The organism is Pseudomonas mucidolens, from assembly GCF_900106045.1.
Classification (GTDB): domain Bacteria; phylum Pseudomonadota; class Gammaproteobacteria; order Pseudomonadales; family Pseudomonadaceae; genus Aquipseudomonas; species Aquipseudomonas mucidolens.
Window position 1 is genome coordinate 2,777,989 of sequence record NZ_LT629802.1, and the last position, 20,026, is coordinate 2,798,014.

Sequence of the window (20,026 nt, forward strand, 5' to 3'; positions counted from 1 at the left end):
TCCAGACATATCTCGACGACAAAATCAGCGTTGTACCTACTTGATGTAGGAGTTATCCCAAAGCTTCAATACGCCATCCTGAATGGCAAACCACTCAAGCTCGGTTGCAATAACCCGTCAGGGTGTGATGCAGGGAATCAATCGCGTCGCGCATCTCGGCGACTGCCGTGACCAATGCGTGAAGATCACGTTGTTCACTCGCCCGCTCCAACGCGTCGCAGCAACTTATCAACGCTCGAGCGTCGACCAGGCGGGCCCCGCCCTTGGTTCTGTGAGCCAGGTTATGCAACTCGGCGTAGTCCTTTTTATCCAGCAGGATCGCCAGTTGCGAGCGATCTGTTTCCAGACTGGCGAGCAACGGCGTGAGCAATTCCTTGAGGGCGTCACGGTCGTCGCCCGTCAACTTCATCAACCGACTTAAATCGACACCTGAACTTGACTCGGATACCACGCCCTCGCGGACTGACGGCGTGGCGGTGCGTGAAGCCAGCGCGGCATGCAAATCCTCAAGCCCAGTGGGCTTGAACAAACAGCCGTTCATGCCCGCCTGCAGGCAGCGCTCGGTTTCTTCCGGCTGAGCATTGGCGGTGAAGCCCAGCAGCAGGCAGGGTGGCAAGCCGCGAGCCTGTTCATCGGCACGAATGTCCCGGGCCAGTTCATAGCCATTTTTCAACGGCATATTGCAGTCGGTGATCACCCCGTCGAAGCGCTCGGCCCGCCATCGCTCCAGCCCCTGTACGCCATCATCGGCAGTGCTGATCCGATGCCCCAGAAAGCTCAGTTGCCGGGCGAGCAACAGGCGGTTGGCGGGATAGTCGTCTACCACCAGGATATTCAGCACATGGGCTGGCGGCGCCTCCAACGGCGCAAGTTCGGCCCGGACGAAGGTTGACTCGGCCACCGCCAGCGCCAGCGTCACTTCTACCCGCGTACCCTGCCCGACGACACTTTTCAATTTCAACTGGCCGCCCATCATTTCGCACAGGTTGCGGCTGATCACCAGCCCCAGGCCAGATCCGCTGCGGGCCGATTGCTCGGTATTACGGCCTTGCATAAAGGGGTTGAACAGGTGCTTCTGGTCCTCGTTGCTGATACCGATTCCCGTGTCCTCCACCAACAGACGCAGGCTCAGGTAACCGTTGGCGGCTGTGGGCGAGCCACTGGCGCTCAATCGGACCTGACCGCTGGAGGTGAACTTGATGGCGTTGCTCAACAGATTGGAGACCACCTGCTTGAACCGCAGCGGATCAATCAGTACATGGCGATCGATCAACGGCTCAAGCTCCACCCGCAGCGTCAGCCCCTTGGCACGCGCCAACCCTTCGAAGATCCGCGCCACCGACGCGAGCAATTCACGCAGGTTCGAAGGTTCAAGTGTCAAGGACAGGTGGCCGGACTCGATACGGGCGATGTCGAGAATATCGCCAATCAACTCCAACATGCCCCGGGAAGCGTCAGAGGCCACTTCCAGCGCATCGTGATCAATCCGCCCCTGCTCGGCATTTTTCAGCGCCAGCTCGATCATGCCGATCACGGCGTTCATTGGCGTGCGGATCTCATGGCTCATGGTCGCCAGGAACGTCGTCTTGGCGCGGTTGGCAGCGTCGGCATCTTCCTTGGCTGCCTGCAATTGCGCGAGCAAATGCTGGCGCTCGCTCACATCCACCCAGCCGGCAATCATGCCCACGACTTTTTCGTCGCCGTCACGGTACGGCAACATCCAGTGATAGATAGTCAAGGTCACTCCGCCCGGCGCCTTGAGCACACGGTCGTGAATCTGCGGTTCGCCCCGCTCCATCAGGCGTAAATAGTCTTGATGGTAGGACTGGGCCTGGGGCAGATTGCCGGTGTCGGTCTCGACCACGGTCTTGCCGATCACCTCTTCGAGCTTGAAGCCGAATACATCCAGGTAGGCATTGTTGCAGGCCATCAAGCGTCCCATGCGGTCACGTACGTAAATCGGATGGGGTGTGCCATCGATCAATACGCTCATAAACCGCATCTGGTCGCTCAGCGCACGCTCGGCCTGGGTGCGCTTGCGAATCAGGCTGCGCAGGTACATCGCCCACCCCAAGGTGATCAGCAGCAGCAGCGCCGCCAGCACAAACCCCTGGATGATGGTGGTCCGGTTGCGGAGCCAGTAGCTGTCGTCGATGACCACTTCGTTGCGCCAGTGATTGGCCAACTCATCCATTTCCTGCGGGGTGATACTCAACAGCGCCTTGTCGAGGATCGAGAACAACTCCAACTGGCTGCGGTTGACGCCGAAGGAGATCCGCGCCGGCAAGGGACCGACGGTGCTGGTCACGCGCAAACGGTCGCGGTACTCGTGGGTAATGATGTAACGCGCCATGATCAGCGCGTTGACCGCGGCGTCAGCTTCCCCGGTTGCCACCATCGCCAAGCCCTGGGCAGTGTTATCCACCTCCGTTATCGCAATATCGGGGTAGTTGCGGGCGATACTGCCACGCAGGGCATTACCGCCGATCAGCACCAGGCGCTTGTCGGCCATGTCTTCAAGGGTGTTCGGCGCCCCCTCTTCGTTGCGCGTGACCAGCACGAAGGGGCTGGTCAGGTACGGTCGGGTAAAGCGGATTTTGTCTTCACGCTCAACGCTTGGGGTAACCACCGCCACCATGTCGATGTCGCCCGCGCCAGCCTGGTCGACCTGAATCGGCAACGAACTGCCGCGCATCACGTCAAACTTCAAGCCGGTCCGCAAACTGATCTGCGCCAGCACTTCGGCGCTCATGCCGACGAACTGGCCTTTCTGGTTGAAAAACGACAAGGGCAGGAGTTTGTCACTGACCGCCACTTTCACCACGGGATGCTTGTCCAGCCAGCGCTGTTCACTGGCGCTGAAGCGCAGGCGATCCCTGCCGGCGAAACCGAGATTGCCGGCGCTCCAGCGCCGCAGGATTTCCATCTCTTCGCTGGCCGGGATCGCCGCCAGGGCAGCGTTGACAATGCGCAGCAACCGCGCGTTGTCCCGGTCCAGCGCGAACGCGAAAGGGCTGACTTCCATGCTCGAGAAATCAGCCATGCGGACGTTATTCAGATAGTTTTTTGTGATCAGGTAGTTGGCGCTGATCGCATCGCCCAGATAAACGTCCGCTTGGCCGAATGCCACGGCGCCAATCGCCTCGATCGTCGAAGGGAACAGTTGCAGGGACGCCTCGGGATAGAACGCAGCCACCGTCTCAGGCGGCATGTAGTGAGACAACATGGCGAGCCGCTTGCCGGCCAGGTCGGCCGCAAGAGCCTGGCCTTCGCCGATACGCGTCACCAGTGTCGGTTGGTCATTGGCATAGGAACGCGACAATATCAGTTGCCGGTCACCCGCTTCATACCCATTGGACGATCCCAGCAGGTCTATCTCGCCGCGCTTGAGCGCCGCGATCACTTCGTCTCGGTGGCTGTAGCGACGCACCTGGACCGTGACGTTCAACAGTTGAGCGAGCAGCGCGGCATAATCGGCCGTGATCCCTTGCAGCTCGTCGTTATTGTTCACCAGATCGAACGGCGCGTACTCCGGGGTAGACACCCCCAACAACAACGTGCGCCGCTCGCGCAGCCAATGCCAATCGGCTTCATCCAGTTTGAGGTGCGCCTCTTCAAGGCTGGAATGGCCCAGCAGGCGCATCGACTGGGGTTCGCCACGGGTCACATCCATTGTGAGGAGTGACAGGCCCGCCAGACAGATTGTCGCGAACCACTTTCCAAGGGGCGCCGGCATGTCAGATCAGATGGTTGCGCTGAGCGAACTTGGATAAATGTACGACGGATGACATGCGCAGCTTTTCCTTCAAGCGGGTTTTATAGGTGCTGATGGTTTTGTGACTCAACAGCATGTCTTCGGCAATCTGATTGTTGCCCAAGCCCAGCGCGAGCTTTTGCAGGACGGTCAACTCCCGGTCTGAAAGGGCTGCCACCAACTCTTGCTCGGTGGTCTGCAAGTCATCCCGGCGCACGGAACTGGTGGGTAGACTGGGAAAGCAACTGTAGTTGGACATGACGGCTTTTATGGCCTTCTGCAACTCATCCAGCTCGCCTGTTTTCGCGACGAACCCCATGGCACCGGCACGCATGCAACGGGCCGAAAAAAACACCGCCAAATACGAGGTCAGCACCAGGATTTTGCACGGCAAGCCAAGCCCCTTGATCCGGCTGATGACCTCCAACCCACCCAATTTCGGCATCGCCAGATCCAGAATGATCAGGTCTGGCCGTTCCTCCCTGACGATTTGCATCGCATCAGCGCCATTACTTGCTTCGAAAATCGGCTCGAAGCCTTCCTGGCGCAGCAAGTATTTGACGGTTGCACGAATGAACGGATGATCATCCACTATTAACGCTTTGCTCATGCGACTCCCCTGGGAAGGCACCACGACTGGTTGACTGCTTCACTGGCGACTCATCGTTTCCTCAAGACACCAATACCCTTACACACCGCACAGAGTTCAAGCACCTGTGAGAAATCACAGTTCCGACGAGCGGCACTACGTAGCCGGGAACGACGAAAGTGAGCCTGGTTCTGTGCGTTAAACAGCAGCACCGTCAATAGTGACTAGCCGCAGCGGCGCAACCTTAACAACGGAAGGATGCCACGACCGAAGGGAATATCCGGCAACGCTGTAGGATTAATCCTCATATCGTTATCGGCAAAAACAGCCGTCTTGAACCGGGAGCCGATTCAGTCGGTGGTACTGGGGCTCCAGAAGGCTTGCACCACCAGGCTCGATTGGGAGATTCGCGCAACGAGGGCATCCAGCTCGTCACCGTCGACGGAAGTCGCGGCCAGCGTCGCCTCAACCGTCACTTCATCATTGCCAAAGGGCCGTACATCGACATCACTAGCAGGATAGTTGCAGCGCGCCAGTTCCGCCTCCAACAACGCCAGGACGGCTTTTTGCTGAGTACGATGGGCGATCACATAGAGGATATTGGTGACTTCGGCGGAAACTACGTCCAGAGGCTGGCGATTGATGTTATTGACGATGGGTCGCAACAGGGTGTTGGCCGCCAGGACAAACAGCGTGCCCAGCAAGGCTTCAAGGATCAGGTCGGCACCGGCGCACGCACCCACGGCCGCCGAGGCCCATAGGGTGGCGGCGGTATTGAGCCCGCGCACATTGCCCTCCTCGCGCATGATGACCCCGGCCCCGAGAAAGCCGATGCCGGACACCACGTACGCCACCACCCGTATTGCGCCTTCGGCACCGCCGAGACGGTTGGCCATGTCGACAAAAATCGCCGCCCCCACGGCTACCAGCACGTTAGTCCGTAGCCCGGCCGTGCGCTGGCGATATTGCCGCTCATAGCCAATCAGCCCACCGAGGATGAATGCGGCGCTGAGGCTGACCAGCGTATCGATCAAGGAATCGAGGTTGATGTTGTTGATGGCTTGCATGAAATACGTCCCTTTGTGACCTGCGGGATCCGCAACAGACATGCCCGATTCAGCGACGGCAACCCAGGGTTCACGGGCGGTTGGGCATCAAGCCAAGGGGACTTCGGAACAGGGCCAGGGCTGGCCGCTGCCGGAATGCCGCATCTCGCTTTATCGGCGAGACAACGGCGGGAAAAAGCGCGTTAACTTGCCGAAAATATGCCGTTGACCGTGACCGGCCGACAACTGTGGCTCGAACAAGTACCCATTGAGGGGCTCCGCTATTGATGAAAACGCGCGAAGTCTACGCTGGGCTTTCAGGGGAGTAAATCGTCGGGAGGATTCTTGGCGGGGAAATAAGAGGTTTCTTCAGGAAGGGTTCAGGGCGGGGGGGATCTGCCAACGAAGTGAAACCATTGAGGGAGTTGTCGGGCTTAAAAAATGCTGTATTGGCATTAAGATAATGGGCAGTCTTGAGCCCCCTCACCCTAGCCCTCTCCCGGAGGGAGAGGGAACCGACCGAAGTGTGACGAGAAAATGGGTGACCTGAAAAACCGTTTTGATTGTGCATTCAAAGCCGATCATTCAGGTCGCAAGGTATCTGAAATATCCCCATTCGGTTCCCTCTCCCCTTTGGGGAGAGGGTTAGGGTGAGGGGTGGACTTCAAGCCAGACACCGCAAGCACTATCCCTTGCAGATCAAAAAAGCTCCTCAGTTTGCTGCATGACAGCACCCGCACGCCCACAAGCGAGGCGCCGTCTTCTGTATGAGCGAGGGGATGTTTCGGGGTGCCAGATTGCCCGCGTCATCGTTAACGGCCTTCGCGAGCAAGCTCGCTCCTACAGGTGGGGAAGGCGTTCACACCAATCTGGTTGGCTGATTTCAGGCACCCCATTAACCCACGCAGGTATTTTCAGCTGGCGGTAGCAAGCAACACATCGCGCACCGGGCGCCCCTGTCCACGGCTACGGTCATGCTCATGCAACGAAGCGGCAATCTCATCCGCCCGAATCGGCAGGATCGACAGCAAGGTATCGCTCAAACCATGGCTCGCCTGGCTGAACCCCTGCATGTAAATGCCGGCCTTGCACCGCTCATCCGTCACCACGCGATAATCGCGAGTCACTTCAAAGTCCCCCATGTACGCTTCGAGCGGCGCCAGCAACTGACGATGCATCTGGCGCTCATACCCGGTGGCCAAGACTACCGCGTCGTAATGGTTGATCACTGTTTCCCCGGTGGCGTTATGCCGCACCAGCAACTCGATACCCAGCGGCCCGGCGCCGGCTTTTTCCACCGTGGTCAGGGTCCGGAATGCATGACGGGCGATACCTGAGACTTTCTGACGATAAAAAATCCCGTAGATGCGCTCGATCAGATCCAGGTCCACCACCGAGTAGTTGGTGTTGTGATACTCGTTGACCAGACGCTCGCGCTCACTGCTGGCTTGCTGGAAGACCAGGTCAGTGAACTCCGGGGAAAACACTTCGTTGACGAACGGACTGTCATCGGCGGGCTTGAGGGCCGAGCCGCGCAGGATCATGTCCACCTGTACCGAAGGGAAGCTGTCGTTGAGGTCGATAAAGGCTTCTGCCGCACTCTGCCCTCCCCCGATGATCGCAACGCGCATCGGCTTGTTCTCGACACACGGCTGCTGGGCCATCCGCGCCAGGTACTGAGAGTGGTGAAACACACGCCCGTCATCCTTGAGCGCCTTGAAGGCCTCGGGAATCCGCGGCGTGCCACCCGCACTGACGACCACCGAACGCGTGGTGCGCACCAGCTGTTCGCCGTGGGCATCGCGCGAAATCACCCGCAACGCCTCGACCTGCTGTTGCTGCAGAATCGGTTCGATGGCCAGCACTTCCTCGCCATAGCGGCTCTGCTCGGCAAACTGCCCGGCGACCCAGCGCAGGTAGTCGTTGAACTCCATGCGGCACGGGTAGAACGTGCCCAGGTTGATGAAGTCCACCAGGCGCCCGTGGACCTTGAGGTAATTGACGAATGAGTAAGGACTGGTGGGATTGCGCAGGGTCACCAGGTCCTTGAGGAAGGAAATCTGCAATTCACTCTGACTCACCAGGGTGTTGCCGTGCCAGCGGTAGTCGGCCTGCTTGTCGAGAAACAGTACATCGAGCTTGCCCTGGGCTTTCTCGCGCTCCTGCAGGGCGATGGCCAGCGCCAGGTTCGAAGGACCGAAACCGATACCGATCAGGTCGTGAACCGCGGGCGATGCAATTGCCTGTGTCATTCCAGTGTCCTCTGGATAAGCCCCGTGGCATTGGGGCGAAAAAGCCTGGGCGACCTGCTGAACAACAGGTCATGTGTTGATAGGAGACGAGGACAATGAAAGAAAATTTAAGCAGGCGCTTGCGTTCAGTGACGGTCCCACTCGCGCATCCGGACCCGGCAATGCTTCATGGCATTGACAATGTGTTTCTCCACCATGCTGCGGGAGATGTTCAGGCGTTCGGCAATTTGTGGATGGGACAAGCCTTCGACTTTGCGCAGCAGGAAACTTTCCCGGCACGCAGGCGATAATTCGGCCAGGGCGCGACCGAGCATGTCCAGGCGTTGGCGGTGATCCAGGCCGACCTGGGGCGAAGGGCTGAAGAAACGTTCTTCGCTGTCCAGCACATCCAGCGGTTCGACCCGACGCAGGGTGTTGCGTCGATGGCCGTCAATCACCAGGTTCAGGGCGGTGCGATAAAGAAATGCGCGAGGTTGCTCGATCGGCGTATCGCTGGCGCGCTCCAGCACCCGGACATAGGCGTCATGCACCACATCCTCGGCCACCTGACGGTTGCCCAGCTTGGCGTTGAGGAAACATACCAACTCGCGATAGTAGCTTTCCAACATGACTCCCGACCGCATTTTATGACGGCTTATGACCCTTGAGCGCGCAGACAGCTGCCGAGGATATAGAGTGATGGCAGATTGAACTAGTGTAATTTATAGTAATTCTCATATAGATTTAAAGAAAACTTACATCAGCAGCCAGACATCTGTATTCCCGCAAGCTGTAACTGCATAGGTAAACGCCTAAATTTCCGGGCAAACCTCTCGTTTACCTGACAGTTCTCCCGCACCTGTCGTCGCTCGACAGCCCTCATATCCGCCGCCTGCTGCGCGCGATTGAGCCGCGGCCCGATCTTTCCTGGCTGGAAACCGTGCATGAAACGTCCTCGTCACACCCGGCGCGCCTGGCTGGCAGCACTATGCTTGATTCCCGTCGCGGCCTTCGCCGCCTGGCAACTGCTCCCGCCTGACCGGGACAGATTTGCCACCCTGGAAGTACGCCGGGGCGATATAGAAAGCAGCGTTACGGCCCTTGGCACTCTGCAACCGCGACGGTATGTCGATGTCGGCTCCCAGGCATCGGGACAGATCCGCAAGATCCACGTCGAGGTAGGCGCCCAGGTCAAGGAAGGTGACCTGTTAGTAGAAATCGACCCCTCCACCCAGCAAGCCAAACTCGATGCCACGCGCTTCTCCATTGCCAACCTGCAAGCCCAACTGCAAGAGCAGCGCGCACAAAACCAACTGGCCCGCCAGAAGTACCAGCGCCAGCAACGCTTGGCCGCCGGGGGCGCCACCCGTGATGAAGACGTGCAAATCGCACGCGCCGAACTGCACGCCACCCAGGCACGCATCGACATGTTCAAGGCGCAGATCAGCCAGGCCCAGGCCAGCTTGCGGGTCGACCAGGCAGAACTGGGTTACACCCGCATCTATGCACCGATCTCCGGCACCGTCGTCGCCCTCGATGCGCGTGAAGGCCAGACCCTCAATACCCAACAAACCACACCGCTGATCCTGCGCATTGCCAATCTGTCGCCAATGACTGTCTGGGCAGAAGTTTCGGAAGCCGATATCGGCCATGTCAAACCCGGCATGCAGGCGTATTTCACCACATTGAGCGGCGGCAATCGGCGCTGGACCAGTACCGTACGCCAAATTCTGCCGGTGCCACCCAAACCCCTGAACGAAGCCAGCCAGGGCGGAGGCAGCCCCAGCAGTTCCGGCAAGAGCGGCAGCGGCCGCGTGGTGCTCTACACCGTGCTGCTGGATGTGGACAACGCCGACAATGCGTTGATGGCAGAAATGACCACCCAGGTATTTTTCGTCGCCAACCGCGTCACCAATGCACTGACCGCACCGGTAGCGGCTCTGCAAGGCAGCACTCGCGCCGACACACAGCTCGCACGGGTGGTCACCCAGGACGGCGCTATCGAAGAGCGCCAAGTGCGAGTCGGCATCAGTGATCGCCTGCGTGTCCAGGTCCTCGACGGCCTCGTCGAAGGCGACCATCTGCTGATCGGTCCGGTCGACAGCAGTGGAGATTGAATCTTGACGCCGCTGATCGAACTCAAGGGCATCGGTAAATCCTACGGCGGCGGCGACTCGCCGCAAGTCGATGTACTGCACGGGATCGACCTGTCGATCCACGCCGGGGAATTCGTGGCGATTGTCGGAGCCTCAGGCTCCGGCAAATCGACCTTGATGAACATTCTCGGCTGCCTCGACCGCCCCAGCACGGGTGAGTACCGGTTCGCCGGGGAGAACGTCGCGCACCTGGGCAGCGATGAACTGGCCTGGCTGCGTCGCCAAGCCTTTGGCTTCGTGTTCCAGGGCTATCACCTGATCGCGTCTGGTTCGACCCAGGAAAACGTCGAGATGCCCGCCATCTACGCAGGGCTTGCGGCCGCCGAACGCCATACCCGCGCCGCCGCCCTGCTGAATCGCCTGGGGCTCGCCGGACGCACCGGCAATCGCCCGCATCAACTCTCCGGCGGCCAACAACAACGGGTATCGATTGCCCGCGCCTTGATGAACGGCGGCCATATCATCCTGGCTGACGAACCGACCGGCGCCCTCGACAGCCACAGCGGCGCCGAAGTCATGCTGCTGCTGGACGAACTGGCCGCACAGGGCCACGTCGTGATCCTGATTACCCACGACCGGAATGTCGCGGCGCGGGCCAATCGCATCATCGAAATCCATGACGGCCTGATCATCAGCGATACGCCAAACGGCACCGGGCAAGCACCTGTCGAAGCCGACCCAGGCGCGTTGCAAGCCGTCGACTTGCGCCAGCGCCTGGTCGACGGCGCGGAACACAACGGCGCCTGGAAAGCCGAACTGTTGGACGCCGTGCAGGCAGCCTGGCGCGTGATGTGGGTCAACCGCTTCCGCACCGCCCTGACCTTGCTCGGAATCATTATTGGCGTCGCCTCGGTAGTGGTCATGCTCGCAGTGGGCGAAGGCAGCAAACGCCAGGTCATGGCACAAATGGGCGCGTTCGGCTCCAACATCCTTTACCTGGGTGGCTCGGCGCCCAATCCGCGCACGCCGCCGGGCATTATTACGATGAGCGACGTCGCGGCCATCGCCAGCCTGCCCCAGGTCCAGCGCATCATGCCGGTCAACGGCGCGGAGGCCGGGGTGCGCTTTGGCAACGTCGATCACATGGCCTATGTCGGAGGCAACGACACCCACTTCCCGGCGATTTTCAATTGGCCGGTGGCCGAGGGCAGTTATTTCACCGAAGCCGACGAGCGCGCCGCCGCCACCGTCGCGGTGATTGGCAAACGGGTGCGTGACAAGCTGTTCAAGGACCTGCCCAGTCCCATCGGTCAATACATCCTGATCGAAAACGTGCCGTTCCAGGTAGTCGGCGTGCTGGCGGAAAAAGGCTCCAGCTCCGGCGACAAGGACAGCGACGACCGTATCGCCATCCCCTACTCCGCCGCGAGCATTCGCCTGTTCGGCAGCTACAACCCCGAATACGTAGTGATCGCCGCCGCCGATGCGCGCAAAGTGCATGAAGCTGAAAAGGCCATCGACCAGTTGCTGCTGCGCCTGCACAACGGCAAGCGTGATTATGAACTGACCAACAACGCCGCGATGATCCAGGCCGAAGCGCGCACCCAGAACACCCTGTCGCTGATGCTCGGCTCGATTGCCGCCATCTCGCTGCTGGTGGGCGGCATCGGCGTGATGAACATCATGCTGATGACCGTGCGCGAACGGACCCGGGAAATCGGTATCCGCATGGCCACCGGTGCCCGGCAGCGGGACATTCTGCGCCAGTTCCTGACTGAAGCGGTGATGCTGACGATGGTCGGCGGTCTCGCCGGGATCGGCCTGTCCCTGCTGGTGGGCGGCGCACTGACCCTCAGCAGCGTGGCCGTCGCCTTCTCGTTGCCCGCCGTGCTTGGCGCGTTCGCCTGCGCCCTGGTCACAGGCGTGATCTTCGGCTTTATGCCGGCCCGCAAAGCCGCCCGGCTCGACCCAGTCACGGCCCTTACCAGTGAATGATCGCCCTATGAAAGCGCACTTGACCCTCGTCGCCGCCAGCCTGCTGCTGGTGGCGTGCAGCAGCCCGGCGCAGCGCCCGGACAGCGGCCTGGAAGCCCCGGCCACCTGGGACACGGCGAACACGGCCGGTGCCCGGCAAGTCAACCAGCAATGGTGGACGGCCTTCGGCAGCCCACAACTCAACCAACTGATCGAGCAGGCCCGCCGCGGTAGCTACGACCTCGCCAGTGCGCTGGCGAGGGTGCGCCAGGCCCGGGCAGGCGTGGTGGTCGCTGGCGGGCCGCTGTTGCCTGAACTCGCGGGCGGGCTCAACGCCAATCGCAAAAAACTGCTACGCGGCAGCGGCTACAGCGAGCTGGATGCCGACAGCAACAACGACGCGGTGGACTACTTCAATGCCAGCCTGACGGCTACCTACGAAGTCGACTTCTGGGGAGGCAAGCGTGCCGCCCGCGACAGTGCTGAACTGGCGGCACGCGCCAGTGAATTCGAGCGTGCCACCGTCGAACTGAGCCTGCTCAGCAGCGTGGCCACGGCCTACACCCAGTTATTGGCACTGCACGAGCAACAGCGCATCGCCGAACTGAACCTGGCCAATGCGCAGAACGTCCTCAAGCTGGTGCAAACCCGTCATGACTCCGGCTCCGCGACCCAGCTGGAACTGGCGCAGCAAAAGAGTTCGGTGGCCGCGCAACAACGACAATTACCGCAAGTACGCCAGCACGCCGAAGAGACCCGGATCACCCTCGCCGCCTTGCTCGGCCAGCCGGTACAGGCACTGCAACTCAATACTCAAGCGTTTGACACCCTGCGCTGGCCGTCCATCGCCAGCGGCGTACCCAGCGACCTGCTGAACCGCCGCCCGGACATCGCCCGCGCCGAAGCGCAGCTGGCCGCTGCCCAGGCCGACGTCATCGTCGCCCGCGCCGCGATGCTGCCCAACGTAATCCTGACCGCCAACCTTGGCTCCGGCGCCAACCGGGTCGCCGATATGCTGCGTAACCCCCTCTACAACCTGACGGGCGGATTGGTCGCACCCATCTTCAACAACGGCCGCCTCAGCGCCGAACGCGACCGGGCCACGGCCCGCCAGGAGGAGTTGTTGCAAACCTATCGCGAGGCGATCATCAATGGTTTTGCCGATGTGGAAAAAGCCTTGAACGCTGTCCGCCGCCTGGACGAACAGCGCCGGTGGCAGCATGAGGAATTGAGCCAGGCCCAGAGCGCATTCCGCATCGCCCAGAGCCGTTATGAGGCAGGCGCGGAAGACTTGCTGAGCGTCCTGGAAACCCAGCGCACGCTGTATGCCGCCCAGGACCTGAACGTGCAACTGCGCCAGGCGCGACTGGGGGCGAGCATTGCGCTGTACAAGGCCCTGGGCGGTGGCTGGCAGGTACAGTAGGCGTCGGCTTGCCGGCACCTACTGGCCTTGGGATCGACACCTCTTTGCTGGTTGGCATGCATATCCGTTGCTGCGGTAGCCACCAGGGAGTTGCGCTCTTAGCGCACTGAATCAGTGCCGTGCAAACACCACTCGCAACGATTCGGCGATCCATTCCAGAGCCTCTTCAGCCTCGTCGATAATCGCCCCCATGCGCATAAAGTCATGGGTCATACCCGCATAAACCTTCATATCGACCTCCGCACCTGCCTGTTTCAAGTGAGCGCCATACGCCACCCCTTCGTCATGCAGCGGATCGCACTCAGCCACCGCCAGCAGCACCGGCGCCACGTTAGATGGAATCTGCGCCAACAGCGGTGAAAAGCGCGGATCCAGCCGATTACCGTGCTCGCCGGCATAATGCTGATAGAACCAGTTCAACGTATCCTTTTCCAACAGATAGCCCGAGCCATAACGTTCCAACGACGCTGTCGGGCGGCTCGCATCAGTCACCGGGTAGATCAACACCTGCAAACACGGCTGGACCTGGCGCGGATCGGCCGCCAGCTCGTTGCAAAGAACCGTGGCCAAGCTCGCGCCGACACTGTCGCCGGCTACCGCCAGACGCGTCGGATCGATCCCCAGCACTTCAGCCTCCTGTATCAACCAGTGCCAGGCATCCTGCGCATCATGCACCGCCGTGGGAAACCTCCACTCCGGAGCCAGTCGATACGCCACGGAAATCACCCTGCAACCGGCCCGGGCCGCCAGTGAACGGCACAGCGCATCGTGCGAGTCGAGACTGCCGACCACGTAGCCGCCACCATGGAAATACAACAAGGCGCCACAGGTAGATCCCGGCAGCGTAGCGCTGTACAAGCGAGCTTCCAGGTGGCTGCCATCCCGCACCTTGATCGACAGGGTTTCAACCCATGGCAGCGCCTCGCAGTCAGCCATCATCAACTGGGAGGATTGATCAAACTGTTCACGAGCAGCTTGTGGGGTCAACTGATGCATGGCCGTGCGCTTGCCGCTGTCACGACCGGCGCCGACCAGTTCAAGGAATGCGGCGATATCAGGGTTTAACGACATGAAACAACTCCATACTGACCGGGCGACTCGCCCGGCCAGATTCAGGTTCAAGCGCTGATCGAGGTCAGCAAACGGGTAAGTGCCTGGTCCAGGCTTTCAAGGAAACGCGGGTTGTGGGGCACCTCAAAGTGCCCGCAAGGCAAGCTCGGCCCTGCGGTGTCCTGGCCTATTTGCACATGAAGCGCCTGGGCCGCCGCTGCATGACCTGCGGCCCACCAACAATGCGGCGCCGTGTGGATCTGTGGGCAACGGGCCAGCGCCAGGGACAAACGCTTGAGACGCCGAGCCACGCTGAAAATATGCCCCAGCTCATCCGCCCCCAACGCCTGGGACAGTGAGCCCGCGGCTACCGTCTGCTGTGCCAGCAAGCCGGCGAACAGTTGATGCAAGCCCGCCGGGCTCTCATCCAGCGTGACCGGCAGTGGCGCGTGCGCCCCCGGCATCATCACCTGGATAAACGATTGCAGATCTTCCAGACCGTCATCCATCTCTGCACCCGGCTCGGTGCCCGGAACGAAACTGTCCATCAGGCCGAGGAATTCGACCTGCTGGCCCTGGCGCTCGAGTTCCGCCGTCATCAAGATCGCCAGCGTCCCACCCAGCGACCAGCCCAGTAAATGGTAGGGCCCCTGAGGTTGCCGGGCGCGCAGGTCATCGACGTAATCCACGGCCATGCGCTCCAGCGACTGATCCTGCCAGTTGGCGTCAAGCAGCATCCGGCACTGAATCGCCTGGACCGCACGGCGCCCGGCCAGCAGCCGTGCGACGGGCTCGTAATCGAATACCGTGCCAAACCCGGCATGTACACAGAACAAGGGGGCCAATTCGGTCCCTGCCTGATTCATCGTCAGTATCGAGGTGGGCTTCGCCGCCAGCGCCGGCCCCTCACGGCTGCCGGTCAGTTCGCCAATCGTCGGTTTCTGCATCAAGTCACGCAGTTTCAGACTGAAACCATGCACCTTCAGCGCTCGCGCCTTGGCCACGACTTGCAGGCTGAGGATCGAGTCGCCACCCAGCTCGAAGAAGTTGTCGTCCAGCCCGACCTGCGCGACGTTGAGCACGCTCTGCCAGATCTGCGCCAGGGCTTTGTCCAGTTCAGTGCGCGGTGCTACGTGAGCGCGTTGCTGCTGATTGACATCAGGCTCTGGCAAGCCTTTGCGGTCGAGCTTGCCATTCGGGGTCAGCGGCATACGCTCCAGCGCCATCAAATGCGCCGGAACCATGTAGTCCGGCAACTCGCCCCTCAGTTGTTCGCGCAGGCGATCACACCAGCCGCTGTCAACGCCACCGTCTTGGGCCACCACATAACCGACCAGTTGCTTGCCGCTGCCACCGTCACGGGCGACCACCACGGCGTCGCGCACCCCGGCACAGCCCTTGAGGCGTGATTCGATCTCACCCAGCTCGATACGGAATCCGCGGATCTTCACCTGATTGTCGATACGCCCCAGATAATCGAAGACGCCATCCTGACGTTCGCGCACCAGGTCACCGGTACGGTACAAACGTCCACCATCAAGGCTGAACGGATCGAGGACAAAACGTTCGGCGGTCAGTCCGGCACGGTCCAGGTAACCCCGGGCCATGCCATGGCCGCCCAGGTACAGCTCACCCGCAACGCCTTTGGGCAAAGGGTTCAGGTCGCTGTCCAGGACATAGGTGCTGCGCGCGCCGACCTTGCTGCCAATCGGCGCGTAGGCGGCGCCACATGTGTCGTCGGGCCCGGCCTTCCAGATCAGCGGCGTGACCACGGTTTCGGTCGGGCCATAGCCGTTGATGATGTACTGGGGTTGCAAGGCGCGTTGCGCCAGAGCCAGGCTGGCCTGCGGTACCGCATCGCCGCCGAAGCAGTAGATTCGCACCGGCGGCGGGTTGCCTTCACGCTCGGCGTGCTCGGCCAACTGTTGCAGGTAGACCGGTGGAAACGCCGCGACTGTCACACCGTGCTGGTGCAAGGCCTCAAAGGTCTGTTCCGGCGTCCACAGGGTGTCATCGCGAATCAGCAGGCGCCCGCCATGGGTCAGCGTGGTCAGCCAACGTTCATGGGCGCCGTCGAAGGCAAAGGACATAAACAGCAACTCGCAATCCTCAGAGCTCATGCTGTAGCGCTCGCCGATCGCCCGGCAATGCATGGCCAGCGGACCATGCGCCACCGCCACGCCCTTGGGCAGACCGGTGGACCCCGAGGTGTAGATCACGTACGCCAGGTTTTCCGCGTGCAACCGCACCTGCGGGTCTGTCACAGGCTGCTCGGCGAGGTCCAGTTGATCGAGTTCCAGCACCCGCAAGTGCGCCAGCGTCGGCAGTGTCTCGCGCAACGAGGTGGCAGTCAGCAGCAAGGCAATGCCCGAGTCTTCCATCAGGTAGCTCAGGCGGTCCTTCGGATAGCCGGTGTCCAGCGGCACATAAGCACCACCGGCCTTGAATACGGCGAGCAAGGCCACGATCAACGACTGGCCGCGTGGCATCGCCACGCCCACTCGAACTTCCGGCCCCACGCCTTCGGCGACCAAAAGGTGAGCCAGGCGGTTGGCGGCGGCATCCAGCTCGGCGTAGGAACACACCGTCTGACCAAACAGCACGGCGGGCTGCTGCGGTGCCTGGACGGCATGCCGGGCAATGCGCTGGTGAACATACAGGCCATCGAAGGCAGGACCGGCCGACTGAGCCTCGGCAGTCAGTGCCTCAGGCAGACCGATGCTGCCCAACGACTGATGCGGATTGCGCGCCAGTTGTTCCAGCAGCCCTTCCATGTTGCGGCGAATGCTCTGCACCGCGGCTTCGTCAAAATGCTCCTGCAAATACAGGTACTCGATGACCAGACCGTCTTCGAGCGTCACCATCAGGTCCATCGGAATGTTGGTACGCCCGTAACTGCCGGTTTCACCAAAGCGCAGCAGTGGATCGTCGACCCCATCGAGGGCCTGATCGACCGGATGGTTTTCGAACACGATGATGCTGTCGAACAAGGCCTGACCACTCTGGCCGGCCCAACGTTGCACATCGGACAGCGGCGTGTACTCGCGCTCACGCAGTTGCAGGTTGTAATCCTGGATATCACGTAACCAGTCACCCAGTTGGCGCGACGGGTCGATTACTTGAATCACCGGCAGGGTGTTGATGAACAACCCAAGCATGCGCTCGGAATCGGCCAGTTCGGCGGGACGCCCAGCGACCGTGGCGCCAAAAGCCACGCTGCTCTGGCCGCTGTAGCGACTGAGCAAGATCAGCCAAGCGGCTTGCACCAGGGTATTGAGCGTGACGTGCTGGGTTTGCGCAAACCCTTTCAAGCGTTCGGTCGCGACCTCGCCCAGGCGGCTGTACAACGCATGATGGCCTTGGCCGCGTGGCTGGGCCGCAAACGCGTTGGCCAGGTAGGTCGGCGCGTCCAGCCGCGACAACTGCTGGCTCCAAAACGCTTGACTGGCCTGCGGGTCTTGCTGGCGCAGCCAAGCGATATAATTGCGGTAGGCCACGGGCTCCGGCAATGATGCGCCCGCGTAGTGCTGCAAGATTTCGCCCAGCAGTTGCGACACACTCCAGCCATCGATCAGCAAGTGGTGATAGGTCCAGATCATCTGGTAGCTGTCCGCACCCAGCTGTACCAGGACAATCCGCTGCAACGGCGGTCGCTCCAGCTCGAACCCGCGCTCAAGCTCCTCGCGGGCCAGTCGTTCCAGGCGTTGCGGCAAGTCGGAGGTCCCTTGCAGGTCCAACTCGACCAATGGCAGCTCAAGACAGTCCATGACAAATTGCAGGGGTTGCTCCAGGCCTTGCCAGACAAAACCGGTGCGCAGAATGGCATGACGTTCGCAGGCCGCGCTCCAGGCACGCTTGAAGCGCTCGACATCCAGCCCCTGCACCGGAATGCTCAACTGGTTGATGTAGAGTTCGGCATCCGGCGCATTCAGGCCGAGGAACAACATGCCCTGCTGCATTGGCGACAACGGATACAGATGCTCGACCCGCTCCAGAGGCAGCCCCAGGCTGTGCAACTGTGCATCATTGAGCCCATGTAACGCTTGCTCGCTGAACCTGGTATCAGCGGCAATAGCCGGCACAGCCCAACGGCTATGCCGGGCCAGGGTCTCGATGGTACGGTGCTGGAAAATATCCCTTGGGCTCAGCTCGAGGCCGGCCTGACGCGCACGGCTGACCACCTGGATCGAGCTGATAGAGTCGCCACCCAAGGCAAAGAAGTTATCGGTTACCCCGACCTGGCGGATCCCCAGCACACCTTGCCAGATAGCGGCCAGGAGACTTTCAACCTCGGTGGCTGGCGCTACGAAAGCCGGTTGGGCGAATGCCTGATCTGGCGCCGGCAGCGCCTTGCGGTCCAGCTTGCCGTTGGGCGTCAACGGCATGCGGTCGAGCAGGACCAGGGAAGACGGCACCATGTAATCGGCCAGGTTGATGCTCAATTGTTCGCGCAATTGGCTGACGAAATCCGCCTGGCGCGACAGTTCGGCCTCCAGCAACGAGCGGTCCTGAGGCACCACATAGCCGACCAGGCGCGGCCCGGTGGGTCCGAGCACAGCAACCACCACGGCCTCGATGACGCTGGCTTGCTCCAACAGGCGCGCCTCGATCTCGCCCAATTCGATACGGAAACCGCGGATTTTCACCTGATGGTCGATCCGACTGATGTAGTCGATCACCCCGTCCGCGCGGTAGCGCGCCAGGTCGCCGGTACGGTAGAAACGTCCTCCCGGCTCACCATACGGGTTGGGCAGGAAACGCTCGGCGGTCAGAGCCGGGCGCTCGAAATAGCCCCGCGCCAGGCCATCGCCACCAATCAGGAGCTCACCAGCCACCCCCACCGGGTTGGCCGACAGGTCTTCACCAAGGATGTACAGCGAGGTGTTATTGATCGCCTTGCCCAGGTGCGGCTGGCTGTGCTCACGGTCCAACGCCTGCAAGGCCGACCAGATGGTGGTTTCGGTCGGGCCATACAAGTTCCAGGTTTGTGCACCCAAGGCCGTCATGCGCACCGCCAGCTCATCGGCCAACGCTTCACCGCCACACAGCAGACGACGGCCGGCCAGGACGCCAGCGTTGGGGCTTTCCAGCAGCATGCGCCAGGTCGACGGCGTGGCTTGCAACAGCGTGATGCCCTGCTCCTGCACCTGCTTGAGGATCAGCTCCGGATCGCGCTGGGTATCCTGGCTGGCCAGGACCACACGGCCACCGACCATCAACGGTGTGTAAAGCTCCAGGCCGAAAATGTCGAAGGAGAACGTGGTCAGCGACAGCAACCGATCCTGCGCGTCGATCCCCGGCGCGGCGGCCATGCTCACGATAAAGTTGGTCAGCGCGCCGTGGCGCACCATCACCCCTTTGGGCTTGCCCGTGGAACCTGAGGTGTAGATCGTATAGGCGAGGTTTTCCGGGTCCAGTGTCACCTGCGGGTTCGCCGTGCTGTAGCCGCTCACGGTCTGGCCCAGGTCCAGCGCCTGCACATGAGGCGCAAGCGGCAGGGACAAGTGAGCCTGGGTCAGCAGCAGCTTGAGGCCACTGTCGTCGATCATGTAGCCCAGGCGCTCCTGCGGGTACTCCGGGTCCAGCGGCACATAGGCACCACCAGCCTTGAGCACCGCCAGCAAAGCGATGACCATTTCCAGCGAGCGCTCAACCGCCACGCCCACCAGCACATCCGGGCCGACGCCCAGCTCCAGCAGGCGGTGCGCCCACTGGTTGGCCCGGGCATTGAGTTCGGCGTAGCTCAGTTGCTGTTCAGCAAACACCAGCGCCAGCGCTTCCGGAGTGCGCGCCGCCTGTTCCTCGATCAATTGCTGGATGCACTGGTCGGCTGGGTAGGCCACGGCGCTACGGTTCCAGTCAT

Annotated in this window: 9 protein-coding genes and 1 pseudogene; 3 read left to right on the plus strand and 7 right to left on the minus strand. The window is 61.4% G+C overall.

The window, feature by feature from the left end; translation table 11 throughout:
• Nucleotides 1-94 precede the first annotated feature (94 nt).
• From BLU75_RS12960 to BLU75_RS12985, 5 genes are all read right to left on the minus strand, one after another.
• Nucleotides 95-3,673, minus strand: coding sequence for a transporter substrate-binding domain-containing protein (locus tag BLU75_RS12960; protein WP_231982653.1), 3,579 nt, complete (start codon nt 3,671-3,673; stop codon nt 95-97).
• Nucleotides 3,674-3,737: 64 nt separating this feature from the next.
• Complete coding sequence (locus tag BLU75_RS12965; protein WP_084380090.1) at nt 3,738-4,364, minus strand: response regulator transcription factor; 627 nt, start codon at nt 4,362-4,364, stop codon at nt 3,738-3,740.
• A 329-nt stretch (nt 4,365-4,693) separates the two neighbouring features.
• A complete protein-coding gene (locus BLU75_RS12970) occupies nt 4,694-5,410 on the minus strand; it encodes an MgtC/SapB family protein (RefSeq protein WP_084380092.1) in 717 nt (238 codons plus the stop codon).
• Between the two features lie 893 nt (nt 5,411-6,303).
• Nucleotides 6,304-7,641 carry a lysine N(6)-hydroxylase/L-ornithine N(5)-oxygenase family protein gene (locus BLU75_RS12980; protein WP_084380094.1) on the minus strand — a complete coding sequence of 446 codons (1,338 nt, stop codon included), beginning with the start codon at nt 7,639-7,641 and terminating at the stop codon, nt 6,304-6,306.
• 125 nt (nt 7,642-7,766) lie between these two features.
• Nucleotides 7,767-8,249: a sigma-70 family RNA polymerase sigma factor gene (locus BLU75_RS12985; RefSeq protein ID WP_084380096.1), complete on the minus strand. Its 483-nt coding sequence runs from the start codon at nt 8,247-8,249 to the stop codon at nt 7,767-7,769.
• 315 nt (nt 8,250-8,564) lie between these two features.
• Here BLU75_RS12985 and BLU75_RS12995 point away from each other — a divergent pair, with 315 nt between their 5' ends.
• Genes BLU75_RS12995 through BLU75_RS13005 form a run of 3 tightly spaced genes read left to right on the plus strand, consistent with a single transcriptional unit; the run spans nt 8,565 to nt 13,113 of the window.
• Nucleotides 8,565-9,737 carry an efflux RND transporter periplasmic adaptor subunit gene (locus BLU75_RS12995; protein ID WP_084380100.1) on the plus strand — a complete coding sequence of 391 codons (1,173 nt, stop codon included), beginning with the start codon at nt 8,565-8,567 and terminating at the stop codon, nt 9,735-9,737.
• A complete protein-coding gene (locus tag BLU75_RS13000; protein ID WP_084380102.1) occupies nt 9,738-11,711 on the plus strand; it encodes a MacB family efflux pump subunit in 1,974 nt (657 codons plus the stop codon).
• Nucleotides 11,712-11,718: 7 nt separating this feature from the next.
• Nucleotides 11,719-13,113 (plus strand): efflux transporter outer membrane subunit, encoded by a 1,395-nt coding sequence (locus BLU75_RS13005; protein WP_084380103.1) that lies wholly within the window; start codon nt 11,719-11,721, stop codon nt 13,111-13,113.
• A gap of 111 nt (nt 13,114-13,224) precedes the next feature.
• Here the strand turns inward: BLU75_RS13005 and BLU75_RS13010 are convergent, their stop codons facing one another.
• Together BLU75_RS13010 and BLU75_RS13015 are read right to left on the minus strand one after the other, a co-directional pair.
• The gene (locus BLU75_RS13010) at nt 13,225-14,184 is read right to left on the minus strand and encodes an alpha/beta hydrolase (protein ID WP_084380105.1); all 960 of its coding nucleotides are present in this window, start codon (nt 14,182-14,184) and stop codon (nt 13,225-13,227) included.
• Nucleotides 14,185-14,636: 452 nt separating this feature from the next.
• Nucleotides 14,637-19,922 (minus strand): annotated as a pseudogene (locus tag BLU75_RS13015) (amino acid adenylation domain-containing protein); the annotation flags it as partial.
• Nucleotides 19,923-20,026 lie beyond the last annotated feature (104 nt).

What these genes read in the sequence shown, in the direction of transcription:
- BLU75_RS12960 (WP_231982653.1), bottom strand. Translation starts at nt 3,673, where the DNA reads ATGGATGTGACCCGTGGCGAACCCCAGTCGATGCGCCTGCTGGGCCAT.
- BLU75_RS12965 (WP_084380090.1), bottom strand. Translation starts at nt 4,364, where the DNA reads ATGAGCAAAGCGTTAATAGTGGATGATCATCCGTTCATTCGTGCAACC.
- BLU75_RS12970 (WP_084380092.1), bottom strand. Translation starts at nt 5,410, where the DNA reads ATGCAAGCCATCAACAACATCAACCTCGATTCCTTGATCGATACGCTG.
- BLU75_RS12980 (WP_084380094.1), bottom strand. Translation starts at nt 7,641, where the DNA reads ATGACACAGGCAATTGCATCGCCCGCGGTTCACGACCTGATCGGTATC.
- BLU75_RS12985 (WP_084380096.1), bottom strand. Translation starts at nt 8,249, where the DNA reads ATGTTGGAAAGCTACTATCGCGAGTTGGTATGTTTCCTCAACGCCAAG.
- BLU75_RS12995 (WP_084380100.1), top strand. Translation starts at nt 8,565, where the DNA reads ATGAAACGTCCTCGTCACACCCGGCGCGCCTGGCTGGCAGCACTATGC.
- BLU75_RS13005 (WP_084380103.1), top strand. Translation starts at nt 11,719, where the DNA reads ATGAAAGCGCACTTGACCCTCGTCGCCGCCAGCCTGCTGCTGGTGGCG.
- BLU75_RS13010 (WP_084380105.1), bottom strand. Translation starts at nt 14,184, where the DNA reads ATGTCGTTAAACCCTGATATCGCCGCATTCCTTGAACTGGTCGGCGCC.